The 14,734-nt window shown below is 46.0% G+C and carries 17 protein-coding genes; 1 reads left to right on the forward strand and 16 read right to left on the reverse strand.

Features of this window, described 5'->3' with window-relative positions; genetic code table 11:
* Nucleotides 1-90 precede the first annotated feature (90 nt).
* From ABXS70_RS23090 to ABXS70_RS23130, 9 genes are all read right to left on the reverse strand, one after another.
* Entirely contained in the window at nt 91-954 is an 864-nt protein-coding gene (locus ABXS70_RS23090) for a DUF421 domain-containing protein (RefSeq protein ID WP_342554067.1), read from the reverse strand.
* Between the two features lie 176 nt (nt 955-1,130).
* On the reverse strand, nt 1,131-2,021 hold the full coding sequence (locus ABXS70_RS23095) for an effector binding domain-containing protein (protein ID WP_342554066.1): 891 nt from the start codon (nt 2,019-2,021) through the stop codon (nt 1,131-1,133).
* A gap of 148 nt (nt 2,022-2,169) precedes the next feature.
* On the reverse strand, nt 2,170-2,757 hold the full coding sequence (locus tag ABXS70_RS23100; RefSeq protein WP_366291150.1) for a GNAT family N-acetyltransferase: 588 nt from the start codon (nt 2,755-2,757) through the stop codon (nt 2,170-2,172).
* Between the two features lie 294 nt (nt 2,758-3,051).
* Nucleotides 3,052-3,234 carry a hypothetical protein gene (locus tag ABXS70_RS23105; RefSeq protein ID WP_342554064.1) on the reverse strand — a complete coding sequence of 61 codons (183 nt, stop codon included), beginning with the start codon at nt 3,232-3,234 and terminating at the stop codon, nt 3,052-3,054.
* A 56-nt stretch (nt 3,235-3,290) separates the two neighbouring features.
* Nucleotides 3,291-4,586 carry an ABC transporter permease gene (locus ABXS70_RS23110; RefSeq protein WP_366291154.1) on the reverse strand — a complete coding sequence of 432 codons (1,296 nt, stop codon included), beginning with the start codon at nt 4,584-4,586 and terminating at the stop codon, nt 3,291-3,293.
* Complete coding sequence (locus tag ABXS70_RS23115; protein WP_342554062.1) at nt 4,579-5,481, reverse strand: ATP-binding cassette domain-containing protein; 903 nt, start codon at nt 5,479-5,481, stop codon at nt 4,579-4,581. Before ABXS70_RS23115 ends, ABXS70_RS23110 begins: the two co-directional genes overlap by 8 nt.
* A 20-nt stretch (nt 5,482-5,501) precedes the next feature.
* Nucleotides 5,502-6,404: an ABC transporter ATP-binding protein gene (locus ABXS70_RS23120; protein WP_366291157.1), complete on the reverse strand. Its 903-nt coding sequence runs from the start codon at nt 6,402-6,404 to the stop codon at nt 5,502-5,504.
* A gap of 12 nt (nt 6,405-6,416) precedes the next feature.
* On the reverse strand, nt 6,417-6,806 hold the full coding sequence (locus ABXS70_RS23125; protein ID WP_366296749.1) for a GntR family transcriptional regulator: 390 nt from the start codon (nt 6,804-6,806) through the stop codon (nt 6,417-6,419).
* A gap of 94 nt (nt 6,807-6,900) precedes the next feature.
* The gene (locus ABXS70_RS23130; RefSeq protein WP_366291160.1) at nt 6,901-7,614 is read right to left on the reverse strand and encodes a hypothetical protein; all 714 of its coding nucleotides are present in this window, start codon (nt 7,612-7,614) and stop codon (nt 6,901-6,903) included.
* Between the two features lie 229 nt (nt 7,615-7,843).
* Here ABXS70_RS23130 and ABXS70_RS23135 point away from each other — a divergent pair, with 229 nt between their 5' ends.
* Complete coding sequence (locus ABXS70_RS23135; RefSeq protein WP_342554058.1) at nt 7,844-8,194, forward strand: hypothetical protein; 351 nt, start codon at nt 7,844-7,846, stop codon at nt 8,192-8,194.
* A gap of 126 nt (nt 8,195-8,320) precedes the next feature.
* Here the strand turns inward: ABXS70_RS23135 and ABXS70_RS23140 are convergent, their stop codons facing one another.
* The 7 genes from ABXS70_RS23140 to coxB form a co-directional block, all read right to left on the reverse strand.
* On the reverse strand, nt 8,321-8,692 hold the full coding sequence (locus ABXS70_RS23140) for a hypothetical protein (RefSeq protein WP_342554057.1): 372 nt from the start codon (nt 8,690-8,692) through the stop codon (nt 8,321-8,323).
* A gap of 98 nt (nt 8,693-8,790) precedes the next feature.
* A complete protein-coding gene (locus ABXS70_RS23145) occupies nt 8,791-9,255 on the reverse strand; it encodes a DUF420 domain-containing protein (RefSeq protein ID WP_342554056.1) in 465 nt (154 codons plus the stop codon).
* Nucleotides 9,256-9,292: 37 nt separating this feature from the next.
* On the reverse strand, nt 9,293-10,225 hold the full coding sequence (gene ctaG / locus ABXS70_RS23150) for a cytochrome c oxidase assembly factor CtaG (protein WP_366291165.1): 933 nt from the start codon (nt 10,223-10,225) through the stop codon (nt 9,293-9,295).
* A gap of 88 nt (nt 10,226-10,313) precedes the next feature.
* Nucleotides 10,314-10,634 (reverse strand): cytochrome C oxidase subunit IV family protein, encoded by a 321-nt coding sequence (locus ABXS70_RS23155; protein WP_342554054.1) that lies wholly within the window; start codon nt 10,632-10,634, stop codon nt 10,314-10,316.
* A 3-nt stretch (nt 10,635-10,637) separates the two neighbouring features.
* The gene (locus ABXS70_RS23160) at nt 10,638-11,264 is read right to left on the reverse strand and encodes a cytochrome (ubi)quinol oxidase subunit III (protein ID WP_366291170.1); all 627 of its coding nucleotides are present in this window, start codon (nt 11,262-11,264) and stop codon (nt 10,638-10,640) included.
* Nucleotides 11,261-13,150 carry a cytochrome c oxidase subunit I gene (ctaD, locus tag ABXS70_RS23165; RefSeq protein WP_342554053.1) on the reverse strand — a complete coding sequence of 630 codons (1,890 nt, stop codon included), beginning with the start codon at nt 13,148-13,150 and terminating at the stop codon, nt 11,261-11,263. The genes ABXS70_RS23160 and ctaD overlap by 4 nt, the downstream gene beginning before the upstream one ends.
* Nucleotides 13,151-13,182: 32 nt before the next feature.
* Complete coding sequence (gene coxB, locus ABXS70_RS23170) at nt 13,183-14,235, reverse strand: cytochrome c oxidase subunit II (protein WP_342556213.1); 1,053 nt, start codon at nt 14,233-14,235, stop codon at nt 13,183-13,185.
* Between the last annotated feature and the right edge of the window lie 499 nt (nt 14,236-14,734).

A 14,734-nucleotide genomic window follows, 5' to 3' on the forward strand; every position in this document is an offset into this window, starting at 1 on the left:
GGATATTGTTCCAGAAATTCGTGAATTAAATTTAATAAAAAAGAACCCCGACTTTTGCCAGGGCTGATAAAGAATATATTATGTATCCTTTCACGAACGATTCGTTTTTTGATAAGCATGCATTGCCGTTTGAAATTGATCTAACGCTTCTTGATATTTCAGACGATCTTTGTCATTAGCGGCCAGCTGCTTACGCATTATTAAATCATCCTGCAATTGCTGGACCAGTTCTTTAATTTGATCATTCGGATTCGATTTGGCTGGTTTGGGCAAGGCCTCCGTCCCGGTCTGCACAGTCAGTTCTCCTTTACTATCCACCTGACCGATTGAAACTTGGCTTAATGTCAGACCTAGTTTACGCAGTTCTTTTTTGACCCAATCCTCAGTCACTCCAGCAGCCTTTAACGTTTCAGGTAGAATGCGGCCATCCATAATGATCGTTCGCGGTTCCTTTTCCGAAGAAAGACGATACCCCAGCATGTCTGCAGTGAGCGGTTGATATTCCTTTTTTAATAATACACTGATATCTCCACTCTGTTCCATTACCGCAAATTCCACATCAGCCACCCGAAAAACATCTTTTTTACGAAGCTGTTCCAGAAACTCATCAATCGTCAGCCGTTCCTTCTTCAGATTTTTTTGAATCACAGCTCCGTTTTCAACAAGTATGGTTGATTTCCCATCCACAACATCGCGGAACTTTTTACTTTTCATCGTTAAATACTCCGCTCCTGCGGAGACCGAAACCCACACCAACACAGCAAGAAAACCCAAATACCAGCTTGTGTCTGTATCCAAAGAGATGTATCCTACCAGATTCCCCAAAGTGATACCCGTTATATATTCAAACAAGGATAGTTCAGAGATCTGCCGTTTGCCTAAAATTTTGGTGATGAGAAACAGCATGGTTACCGCAGAGAACGTTCGTATAATAACCTCTAACCAATCAGGCACGTCGCATGTTCCTTTCCTGTGAAGTCTTGTGTTCAGATGATGAACTTCATTATTGAAGGTTATACTTACCATGCGCGTCAGATTGTATGCATGCAGCATTCATTCAAAAGTCCGCTGTTTTTTATCTTACTTGTCCAAGATGATAGTATATTCAAAGAGGATGCTTTCTGAAACAATCACAACTCATGTATTTTTCTTACCGCAAACCACAGCTCAACGAAATTAAACCCGTCTTTAGCTCCTGTAATTTCAAATTCCAACCCATCGACCTGTTCGTATCCAGCAGTAGGAAGCCATTCGGAGAAGAACCGTTTATATAATGTATCAATTGTTTCATCAAATTTGTCCCATGTGAACGGATCAGAGGAAAAAATTGCCCATGTTTGAGCTGGGATGGTTAACCTTGTGTAGCCCTCAGTTTTACTCGAATCCCCCTTGAATGCGGACAGCATATAAGGAAAATGATCCTCATCTGTTTTTTTGTAGCTGCAAACAGCATGTATTTTATGATAGTTCTGATTTAAAAAGGTTGGTAAGTCTCCAGCATTGTCCGCCAGTTTTTCAACCTCGCCGTTAGCATGGCATTGCTTCCATAACTCTGCTGGAGTATCTGCTCCGTTTAATTGAAATACTTTTTCAATACCGAATACTTGAAAGGATTCTTTTGTCTCAATACGATAGTTCATAGCCTTTTCCCCTTTAATTGAAATAAGGAAGGAAAGCCGAGGAAAGGCTTTGAGGGAGGTCCCTTCTTCCCGGGCCATTGCCGGATTAACACCATGTAGTAATTGAAAAGCCCTTGCGAATGAAACTGGAGATTCATAACCATACTTTATCGCAATATCAACTACTCTCAGATCACTATGCTGCAATTCAATTGCAGCGAGAGTAAGCCTTCTTCTCCTTATATATTCCGCAAGAGATACATCTGTAATGAATGAGAACATTCTCTGGAACTGATGTGAAGAACAACAAGCACATTTAGCAGCTTCCTTCAATTCGATCTTTCCAGTTAGATTTAATTCAATGTAATCCAATGCTCGATTCATCCTCATCAGCCAATCCATCTGATCCCTCCTCTTAACAGAAGTATAGTTTCACTACATTTTCGTATCGCAACAATTTGTGCACAATTAAGTTTCCTTAGAGAATTCAAGTTGATTCTAAAAATTAATTATATAGCACAAATATGTATATGAATAAGGAACAACCTCTCTAATTACTCACTTTTTCAGAAACCGTACTGAAGCGAAAGACCAGCTTTTCTCCATCCTCAGGATGATGACCGAATTCTTCGGAGTATTTCCCGTTGGTACATGTGTTAAGTGTTCTACGCCAGAAACGTTTCGCATGTTCGTTTCGTTCAGTTGGATTTGTCTGCAATTCCCATTGCCCTGGCATCTTTCCAAAAATCTGCCTCACCGCTTCTTCTCCAACACCCTTTCCTCGATAATTACGTAATAGGAAGAAATCATTCATGTAATAATCGATATAGTGAGGACATGGTATGAAAGGGGAAGTAGCTACAAAAGCAAGCCCCGCAGGTATATCATCCACTGTGATAAGATAAGGGAATAATATGTTCGGGTGTTCCCACCAAATATCAAACACGCGATTCTGTTCAATCAAAGTTCGGGTATCATCATTTTCAAACACCCCATAACGATTGGTCTTGCGTTCCCACACTTCAGACAAATCATGCAGATAAAGAGGATAAATATTATTGATAATGTACTTCTCTTCCATACTGCATAGTCTAACGGTAACATTTAACTTATTTACTTCATGATTAACGCATTCCATTCTGCAACTCCTCCGATTTTGATACTCTCAGTCAACAATATCACTGATACCATAATTCTTCCCCAGCATCAGTATAAAGTGACTGCCGCATCCTTTATAGGCCGAGTATTTATATATTCATTTTTTACATAACAAAAGGCCCGTGTTGGTTTTATCCAACATGAGCCTTTTGTTATGCCTGCGTTTTATAAACAATCTTCTTAATCTGTCATGGGATTGACAGTAGGAATTTGCGAGTTGATCCACATTCAATCAGTAAGTGTTCTTCTTGTTGACATTTACTGCTTGCTTAACTTATTTCTTGCTGCCGGCCATCCATAACCCAACTACAGTAAAAACTGCTCCAGCTCCCGTCATCGCTCCTTGAACTGCGTCCTTCAGTCCAGATCCTTCTCCACCTATGACTGATGCTAAAAGCAAAACTACTATACCTGCGCTCATTAACTTATATGAATTTGTATTTAATTGATTAATCATATTGAGTACCTCCCATAGTATGTTTTTTTATTATTATTTTTTTGAGGTGTATTGTTTTAAATCTTGTACGCCTTCATCGCTTTGAACAGCTCTTTGAAGGTTGGGCGTTTGCCATACATCAGAACACCGGTACGATAAATCTTGGCTGCAAGCCAGCCGAAGACCAGGATAGATACAGCCAGAATGGCGAGAGACGTTAGAATCTCCCAGGTTGGTGCAGCTCCTGCGCCGATTCGCACTAAGATAGCCGTTGGCGAAGTGAACGGAATGAAGCTTGCGACTTTGAGCAATAAAATATTCGGTGCAGAGATGCTGAAGAGTGCGATATAGAATGATACCAGCGACAGCATGGTGATGGGCAGAACCGCCTGCCCCAGTTCTTCCGTGCGGCTCACCATGGAACCGACGGCTGCGAACAGCACCGCATACAGGAAGTAACCTAAAATGTAGAAAATCAGTCCATATACAATCACTGCGATATTGATGTCGTTCACACTCAAATTGAAGTCACTCAGTACCGCCCGATTGTGCGGCAGCATGATGTTACCGGCGATTACAGCGCCGAAGATCCCGATCTGAAGCATGCCCACCATAAAGATTCCGATAATTTTACCAAACATTTGACTGAGTGGTGATACACTCGTAATCAAGATTTCCATGATCCGTGAGCTTTTCTCTGCCGTGATCTCGGAAGCAATCATATTGCCTGTCATCATCGTGGATGTGAACAGCAGGATGATTAACAAGTACACGACGATATAGTTAATCGGGCTCATTGATTTTTCCGAACCAGCTCCAGCCTCACCATCATCGGTGCTTAAGCTTTGTGCGGTCAGCTTTACAGGGGTTGTAATCAACGCCTTTTGTTCAGGCGTCAGTACATCCTTAACAACGACATCCAGCTTTACACTTTGCAGAGCAGATTCAATAGATGTTATGACCTGAGGCGAAATGTCGTCTGTAGAATATAAAACAGGCTGTGGAAACTCCTGTCCTGCAGCAGTTTCAAGTTTCAAATAACCGTCGATCAGACCCGCCTTCGCATCTGCCTGTAATGCAGCTTCATCCTTATCCCCACTCATGATGAACCGATAAGCCTCATTACCCTGAGCTGCCGAGAAATCTTCCAGCTTCTGTGCCACATCCTGCTGCTCCGTTGTCAGAAGCCCGATGTTGACAGGGTTACTGCCCGAAGCTCCACCACCCGTACCACCATTAAATAGAGTAATGAAATATGGAACATTGAGTCCGATCGAAATTAAAAGTGCAAGTACAATGGTCGTGACCATAAATGACTTCGTTTTTACTTTGTTTTTGAACGTGAAACCTGTAATTGTGCCCATTTTATTCATTCGACTCACCTACCTCACGAATAAAGATTTGGTTAAGCGTTGGTTCCTTGATCTCAAAATGCTCCACGGTGGTCTGTGCCATCGCCGTTTTCAGAATCTCCTGAGCTGCCTCAGCCTCACTGACATGGATCTGATATCCACGCTCGTTTTGCTCCACTCGTTTTACACCCGGAAGCTGCTCAAGCCCCTCTACCTGACCAATAGTGCTCAGATATACCTGTTCACGAGGATAACGGCTCTTGATCTCCTTGATCTCACCCTGCACTACCGTATTAGAACGATGAAGTATCGTGATCTGACGGCACAGCTCCTCAACATGTTCCATGCGGTGTGTAGAGAACAGGATAGCTGTTCCTTCATCACGCAATTCCTTAACTGTGGATTTGAGCAGCTCTACGTTAACCGGATCAAGTCCGCTAAACGCTTCATCCAGAATAAGAATCTGGGGTCTGTGTACCACTGCGGCAATAAAGCCCATCTTCTGCTGATTACCTTTGGATAATTCCTCAATTTTTTTATCGTAATACTCCGGCACTTCAAACCGCTTCAGCCAGTACTTCAGACTCTCATCCGCATCCTTGGCACTCATTCCACGAAGGCGTGCCAGATAATTGATCTGTTCACTCACTTTAACCTTTGGATACAACCCGCGTTCTTCGGGCAAGTAGCCCATAATCTGCTGCAGCTCCGTGTTGTAAGGCTTACCGTTGTACAAAATGTTACCGCCATCCGGGTGAATCAGGCCCAGCACCATACGCATCGTTGTTGTTTTACCTGCACCGTTGGCACCAAGCAGGCCGTAAATCTCGCCCTCTTTTACATTAAGTGTTACTCCATTAACAGCTGTTTTGTCTGCGTACTGTTTGACGACTTGCTTTAATTCCAATCGGTTCATTCAGAATCGTCTCCCTTCGGTTATCTCCACTGTACGGGTGCATACCCGGCAACCCAATATTCCAGCACTTCTCCCAGTTCCAAATTGCGAATTTGGAGCACCCGATGATTGGATAACTCCAACCGTTCCTGTGCCTCACTCACCCGGGTGGTTATGACACGGATCAGGCCATTTTCTTCTTGAAAAGATTCCACCACACCGGGAATACTCTCAGGTCGCAGGTCCCCCTCATACCAAATTTCTTTCCACTGCTCAAGCACAAGGTCCTTCTCCGCCATGCCCAGAACCTGCCCTTTGTGCATCAATACGATGTAATCTGCCAGCCGTTTCACTTCATCCGCAATATGAGTGGCAATCAGAATGGTCGTGTCTCCACTTTTCATATAATCCCGGAATTGTTCAACCATCACCTTCCAAGCAAATGGATCAAGTCCCGACGAGGGTTCATCCAGCAGCAGCAGTTTGGGACGAGCAGCCAGCGCTGCAGCGATTTCGAATTTCCGCCGCTCCCCCTTAGACATCTTGGTCAGCTTCACATCACTTGGCACATCCATATCTGCGATAAGCTGCTTAAACAGCTTCATGTCCCACTTGGGATACCAATGTGATCGAAAATCTGCTGCCTCCTGCGGTGTCATCCGGTTCTCTTCAATACCGCTGTTGTCTGCCACAAAGCTAATCTGCTGCCTCAGCTCAATCGGAAGTGTTCCCGAATGCTGCTTCTGTCCAAACCATATGATCTCTCCGCTATCCGGCAGTACAATCTGCTGCAGCATATTAAGCAGTGTACTTTTGCCAGAGCCGTTGTGTCCCAGAATTGCTACAACATATCCTTCCGGAATAGTTAGATCAATGGGGCCAATCACTCTGCGTCTACGCATCTTGGAAACACCGTTTAACTGAATGGCTATGGGCTCCACCATATTTCTGCCTCCTTACTTTGAATAATTCGCTCTTAGGGCCTGCTGGAACAGAGCCTCCATCTCCTCTTCTGTACATCCCACAGCTTTACCCGACTGCACCGCGACCTGCATCGCTTCCTCCGCAGCCTTCAGCCTGTAATTTTCCCGGTCTCCTGCCTCAACCTGAGCCACAAATGTACCAGTCCCCTGCTTCGTACGAAGCAGACCTTCATTCTCCAGGTCCTGATAGACCCGCCTAACCGTAATTACACTGCAGTTCAGTGCCCCGGCAAATTCACGAATGGACGGCAAATGTGTCCCCTCCTCCAGTTGACCCGTTATAATTAACGACCGTAATTGATTCTCAATCTGGTGATACAAAGGTTCAGCGCTATTCTCATTTATTTGAATGGGTATCTTCACATCTTGCACCTCGCCCTCCGGTACACTTCATTCACTTGCCTGAACGTGCCGGTTTCATCCTTTATTCTTTTATCATTTTACTTTAAGATGCCTTCTAACTCAGATCTCTCAAGGCAAGCTTCTTCAGCGTTAACCGGCTGAATCCCCACAATACTGCCAATCCTGCAGCTGCCGCAACCCACAACACCGGGGAGATTAACCCCCATGATTTACTGTAATGAATAACATACCAGAATCCATAATTACCCGAGAGGCGGATCAGAACAGATATCACAACGGCTATCGGTAAGAACATAAAGCTGAGCAGCAAATATTTTTTACCACTGAAGAGAAACTCTCCGTAAATATATAATCCCGTAATCAGAAGTCCATATCCTGTGCAGCTCAGTGCGAAAGCCAAATATTGATCCCATGTGAAGCCAACCGTGTGCAGTTTGACAGCATATAATAATCCGTAGAAAAATAATCCATTATACGCAAACGCAATTAGAGCTTGCTGCAATCTTGACCACATTACCGTTTCATTCGAGATGGGAAGCCTTCGATAGTAGGCCAGCATCTGTGTGTAGGAATCCTCCTGTATGTAGCGGAAGGAACGTCTGCTGAAGAGGAATCCCTGAAACGGGAGCATGATTAGAAAGAATGCATCCACCACCGGATTAATCACGCTGCTCTCCTGCTGCCCAATCAACAGCACCCCACTCATACTGCCGGTATAAATCATGAACATGGCAGACCACAACCACTGGAGCTTATCCTTTCTAAACTCGTTGCGGGTCAACCACCACGCTTGCTTCCATGCATCCATATTCATGCCTGCCTTTCCACTGTCTTTCATCCTGTTTATTTCATATTGTGCTGTACTGTGCTTATGTTCCAGTTCACTGTGTCTACTGTATATATCAATATACACAGTATACAGACCTGGGACTTGTCCCGTCAACCCCTTTTTTCCTGAATCAGGAATTCGGGATAGGAAACGCCTCTGTTCTGCGATAAAATAAACACAGCAATTCCAGATGAAAGGAGCGGTCCTTATGGGATGGCTTATTGAGCCCGTATTGGTTTTCATATTTATCCTTGCGATGATCTGGCTCATTATTCGAAGTGAACCGAATCGGGAGAAGCGCAAAAGAGATGTAAGACGCTCTAGGCAAAACCACCATCAATCAGATTCCGCTGCCTCTTCTTCCATGATGGCTTCTGACTTCTCAACAGATTCTCATTCCAGGCACAATCACGACCACCGACTTCACCACGATCATGATCACAGACATCATGATATGGATTCTTCGGGGTCACATCATCATTCAGGCAGTGACCACGGAAGCAGTGACAGCGGCGGGGATAGTGGTGGTGGCGGAGATAGTGGAGGCGGTGGGGATTAACAGCACCAGTCCCATAAGAAAAGAGCTGTACCCGATACTGTGAATAATCACAGAAGGGTGCAGCTCTTTCGCTTTTTCATTATCTTTTTCCGTTCCGGTCACCTGATTGCAGAAGAGGCCAAATCTTTACACGAGTCGGTAGCCGGCTGGCAGCCTGCGGTTTCTACGGATGGCACGAATTTCAGCCAAAGTGAGACGCTCGTTGGTGGAGATCAACGATTCCACGTCATTACCGCGAATCAAGTCATCCAAATCTCTCAGATTGGTGTTTCCGCGATAAACCCGGAATCCACCTTGAAAGTTAGGCCGTGTAAACAGCACAAGAGTTGCATTGGAACTCGTTGAGAAGAAGCGGAGACTCTCTACCCCGTCCAAAATATTGTCCAGGTTACGAAGCCCAGTATTTCCGCGGTAAATACGGCTTCTTCCTCTGTAGTTCTCCTCCGAGTACACGGTAAGACGAGGATACGTCTGACTGATGCTCACTGTTTTTTTCATTTTGTTTTCCCTCCTCTCAAACTCATTCTATGAATGAATAAGAGAGAAAGTATGGACCAATCATCTGTCAGATTCGTCCATTTTCGTATTTTCATAAATTATGCGCCGAGAATAGCCTCCCACACCGGACGAGTATGTCCTCCTGGATACAAAATATATAACAGAACATATACCACCACACCCGTCATTGCCGAGCCAAACCAGATCATCGAGGTAAATCTGCCCCAGCGGCGATGCGTCCCAAACTTCTTTTTAAAACCAAGAACGAGTGTCGAGATACCAAATACTGCTGCCACAGTAGCCAGAATAATATGAAAGATCAGAAAGATCCGATAAAAGATTTCCATATCCGGGTCCCCGCCCCAAGCCGTATTGCCTACGAATACCGTGCGGGACGTGTAGATTACAAAAAAGATCAGAGCCGCGATTGCTCCCGCTACCATAGCCGACTGGTGTGCCTCACGTTTACCCCGAATGATTAAAACCCAGCCAATCGCCACAAGTACCGCACTAATCACAATGAAAGAAGTACTGATCGTAGGCAGCCAGAAATACATATCCATCGTGCGTTCCCCCTTTTGTCATCACATTACAATCCACTCATGATTTGGCAGCCGGATTTAGCGGTCCGGGCTCGTTGCCGCCGCCGCTAGGATAGGAATCATCATCCTCTTCCTGTCTCTCTTTCCGGTACCATTGAGTAAATACATAGGCCAGCATGGAAACGAAGATCCCCTCCTGAATGAACTTCATCAGAATTCCGCCTACCTGCTGATCTTCCTTGGCTGAAGATAAAAAATTAAAGAACTCCGGCCCTCCAAACGAGCGCAGGATTGCCGAGGAATCGCCAGAGACGCAGTACCTCATCGCTTCAGCCCATACAGCCGGGTTGCTGTAGGTCTGATACAGCGGTTCGGATGCGAAAATAATCAATCCGCATGCCGGTGTTAACAGCACCATGTTCAGAAAAATGAATCCAACCTTCGACAAGCCCGATGCTTGTCTGCCCTCAGGAAGAGGATTCAGCAATGTCCACCACATCAGCATGGACGTGATAAAGAGCACAATATAATACAACCGGTGAACGGTAAAATTCAACATCACGTAATCATGCACAATCGGCAGATGATACAAGGAAAACAGTCCGTTGAACAGCACGGCCGCTACAATCGGATGTGCCAAAAATGAAAGCTGGCGGGTCGGCAGCCAGCGCACGATGCTGCGCCACACCCAAGTGGGCAGCCCCTTCATCATCAATGGCGGGGCAATAAGGTAGGACAGCGCCATGCTTACCATATGGAAGCTGAACATCACATGACCCAGCAGATTAAAAGGACCGGCTTGGGCCAGATACAGAACAAACAGACCTGTAAAAAACATCACTTTCTGTCCTGCTGTCGCCGGTTCAGCGTTCTGCACTTTCTCGCTGAATGGACCTACCAGCACCAGATATGCCGCTGCGATAATCAAAAATAAAGCAAGAACAAGTGGGCTCCACAAGTCCTCAAAACTAAAATACTGCAACCCGAGCATACGGGAAACCTCCCCGTGACCAGTTTTAGTGAACATTGGCTTCGTATAAAAGGGGAAAAGACGGCAGCATTCGCCGCCGCCATCTCTCTTACCACCACACCCAGAAGAGGGCCATAATAATACATGTAAAAGCTACGAAAAATCCAAAGGCCATAAACAGAATCGGCATCAAGTGACCTTTGTCCTTCAAGTGCATCCAATAACCCAGCTGAACGAATACCTGAAGAATGGCCATGACGACCATAAGAATGATTGTGAAGGTTGTGTTGACCCCTCCGGCAGAAGCTGCCGCAAATGCAATCAATGTAAGAATAATGGAGAAAACAAATACGACAACGTGCTTCTGAGGTCCTTCAGCCCGGTGACGGTGCTTCACAGGCTGTTGATCACTTTGATCCTGAGCGGACATGTGTTATCCCACCTTTCCGAGCAGGTACACGACCGTAAAGATGAACACCCACACAACGTCAATGAAGTGCCAATACATGGCGGAGACATAGACTTTCGGTGCGGTTACGACCGTTAATCCTTTTTTGAACAGCTGCCCGATAATGATTCCGATCCACACAATACCGAATGCAACGTGGGCTCCGTGGAACCCGACCAGCGTGTAGAATGCCGAACTGAAGGCACTCGTGGTCATACCGAACTCTTTATGCTTCACGTATTCGTAGAACTCGTAAATCTCCAGACCAAGGAATCCCAGACCCAGAACAACCGTTATCCCCAGCCACAAGGCAAGTGCATTACGGTTCCCTTTGTGCATCGCCTGAATGGCGAATACACTCGTCAAGCTGCTGACCAGGAGGATGAACGTTGCTGCTGCCACAAGAGGCAGATGAAACAATTCATTCGCTGTAGGTCCGTCATTGGTCTGCCCGCGGAGTGCGAGGAAGGTGGCGAAGAGCGTACCGAACAGCACTGTCTCGCCGCCAAGGAACAGCCAGAAGCCGATGAGCTTGTTGCGCCCTTCGAGCGTCGCCTTCTCCGGTTCATGCGGCAGTTTGCCGTTTACCGGCTCGGCATGTGAGGTTGTCATGTTCTCGCCCCCTTCTCGTCCTGATCCTCCGGTTCAATGTGCCAGCCGTGATCGTCATATAATGAACGCAGTGCCATCGCACCAAATGTAATAAGAAGACCGATAATAACCACAATATAATTATTGAAGATGATATTCATAAATTCCAATTCGAATTTGTCTTTGCTGAACATCAGTCCAAGTCCTGCGATAAAAATACCTACAGACATGACAAACGGCAGCGGTGTAGCAGATGGCATATGAATCGAACCTACCGGTTCCGCCGGGGTCATCTCTTTGTTGCCTGCCATCTTCTCTTTCCAATACGCATCGATACCGCGCACCAGAGGCGTTTGCTTGAAGTTGTACTCTGGTGGTGGTGATGGGATCGTCCACTCCAGTGTACGTCCGTCTTCCCAAGGATCATTCGGTGCATCGACCGGTTTCCTCGTCGTAATGACGATGTTGATCAAGAAGATGATTACGCCAACCCCCATCAGGAATGCGCCGATGGAGCTGACCAGGTTAAGCAGATCAAAATCCTGATTCGGCAAGTATGTAACGATCCGGCGCTGCATCCCCATCAGACCGAGGAAATGCTGTACGAAGAAGGTCAGCTGGAAGCCGATCATGAATGTCCAGAACGTCCACTTTCCAAGCGTTTCACTCAGGATCCGGCCAAACATCTTCGGCCACCAGTAATGAAGCCCTGCGAATAATCCGAGTACGAGCCCGCCCACAATAACATAATGGAAGTGAGCTACGACAAAGTATGTGTCATGGAACTGGAAATCTGCCGGAGCAGAAGCCAGCATGACGCCGGTAACTCCGCCCATAACGAAGGTTGGAACAAATCCGACAGCGAAGAGGTTCGCCGCCGTGAAGCGAATCTGTCCACCCCACATCGTAAAGAGCCAGTTGAAGATTTTGATCCCTGTCGGTACGGCAATCAGCATCGTCGAGATCGAGAATAACGCATTGGCCACGTTACCGAGACCTGTAGTGAACATGTGATGCGCCCAGACCATGAAGCCCAGAAAGGCAATCAAAATCGTAGCGAACACCATGGAACTATAACCAAACAGCCGCTTACGCGAGAAGGTTGGAATAACCTCCGAGATAATGCCAAAGGCCGGCAAAATCAAAATGTAAACTTCCGGGTGTCCGAAAATCCAGAAGATATGCTGCCACAGTACGGGGTTACCACCGTTCGCAACATCGAAGAAATTCGCACCGAGAATCCGGTCAAACGTCAACAATACCAGACCTACCGTGATGGCAGGAAAAGCAAACAGGATAATGGCGGACGTAATAAACGTGGTCCATGTAAACATTGGCATCCGCATATAGGACATGCCTGGTGCACGCATCGTAATAATGGTCGCCAGGAAGTTAATGCCGCCAATGAGTGTACCCAGACCGGCGATCTGAAGACCGATCGTATAGAAGTCCACACCATGCGATTCACTGTACGCTGCACTGGATAGCGGTGTATACGCAGTCCATCCTGCGTCCGGCGCGCCTCCCATAACCCAGCTCAGATTAAGCAGCAAACCCCCAAACAAAAACGTCCAAAAACCTAACGCATTAACAAAAGGGAACGCTACGTCACGTGCCCCGATCTGCAAAGGAACGACCGCATTCATAATGGCAAAAATAATCGGCATGACGCCAAGGAAAATCATCGTGGTTCCGTGCATCGTAATCAATTCGTTAAATACTTGTGCCGATACAAAAGTGTTCATCGGCTTCATCAGTTGAATCCGGATCAAAATGGCTTCAATTCCGCCAATGCCGAAGAAAAATCCGCCCGCAATTAAGTAAAGAACGGCAATTTTTTTGTGATCGACTGTGGTGATCCAGTCCATCAAGCCCCTGTACCGCTTGACGCTATGCGCATGAGCCAAGGTTGTGTACCCCCTTCTTCATCCTTGCTGTTCTATTCGTAGTCCAATTTGTAATTGGCCAAATACTCGGCAATTCCGTCGATCTCCTCATCCGTGAGTCCGAGACTCTTCGGACTTGGCATGGTATTGCCCTCTTTCACAGACTGTGGATCATGAAGCCACTCTTTCATGTTATCCAGCACCGGTTTGCCTTCTTCCTGACCCTCACGCTGATTCAGCAAAATACCTGCAACGGCTTCCTTGCCGCCAATGCCTGTAAGGTTCGGTGCAGCCGGTCCGCCTTGATCGCCAACAGCGTGGCAGGAAAGGCAGTTTGTTTTGAATTTCTCGGCAAGCTGTGTGTCTTCAGGAAGAACAGCCGGTGCTTTCATGGCATTAACCCAGCGATCGAAAGACTCCTGACTTACAGCTTTAACTTTAAATTCCATGAAGGCATGTGATCTTCCGCATAACTCGGCACATTTACCACGGTAAACGCCTTCATTCGGAGCCGAGAAGCTGAATTTGTTCAGTGTTCCATCCGGGTTTGTGTCCATTTTACCCGCAAGTGACGGCACCCAGAAGGAATGAAGCACGTCAGCGGTTTTCAATTCAAATGCAATTTTCTTTCCGGTCGGGATGATGAGGTCTTGAGCGGTGGTTATGTCATACTGAGGATAAGTGAATTCCCACCAATACTGATGTGAGGTTACCTGGACCTTAACTGCGTTTTTGTCGTTCGTCAGATCTTCACCATGGGCAAAAATCGTCTGCACCGTTGGCACAGCCAAAATAATGACCAGCAGAAGTGGAATGGCTGTCCATATTACTTCCAGTTTGAAGTTCCCTTCAACCTGCTCAGGCATTTCGGTCTGCCCGGCTCGTCTGCGAAACCTGATAAGGACATAGGCAGCAATCGCAAATACAATGATGAGCACCACGATCATAATCGCAATAGACAGCTTCATCAGATCTAATTGGTCTTGCGCCACAGGACCTTGAGGTTTCATTGCCGACAAGTCTTCCCGCCCGCATGCGGATAGCAGCAAAGAGAACACTGCCAGCAAGGGAAGGATTCGCTTTGCAACCTGCCACTGTTTCATCATTGATCTACCCCACTTTTTTACGTTTTCGTAGATTACGGTTGTCGTTCGGTACAAAGGCAGCACTGTACGTTTCGGTACGATAAACATAATCCTCTTCATCAAATAGAATGCTTACAAAAATAACGCTTCCAGTACTCCCGTCATTTCCTGTCCAGGGCATGTCTGCGCATTCTTCCAATTCATTCTATATGCTTTAATCACTTATTAAATATAAGTTGAGGGTATGATTTTGTCAATCTTTGGACACATGTTCACAAATTGTTCACTTTATGTATAAAACCGCTCTGCAGCTTGCTTTGCAAACGATTTCACTTAAAAGTATTACTCTCTTCATCTGAAAAATTTTGCCAAATTTCGGTGATAAACTAAAAATTCTTAGCGATTTTTATCACAATCAAAACATGTGGTATTATGCAAAAATGAACACACTTAGGTTAAGGTAATCATTTCCACTGAAACTGGAAATGGTTAAATCTGCCCCATGCGTTTGTCCGCCATG

Origin of the sequence: Paenibacillus sp. AN1007, from assembly GCF_040702995.1 — a bacterium.
GTDB lineage: Bacteria > Bacillota > Bacilli > Paenibacillales > Paenibacillaceae > Paenibacillus.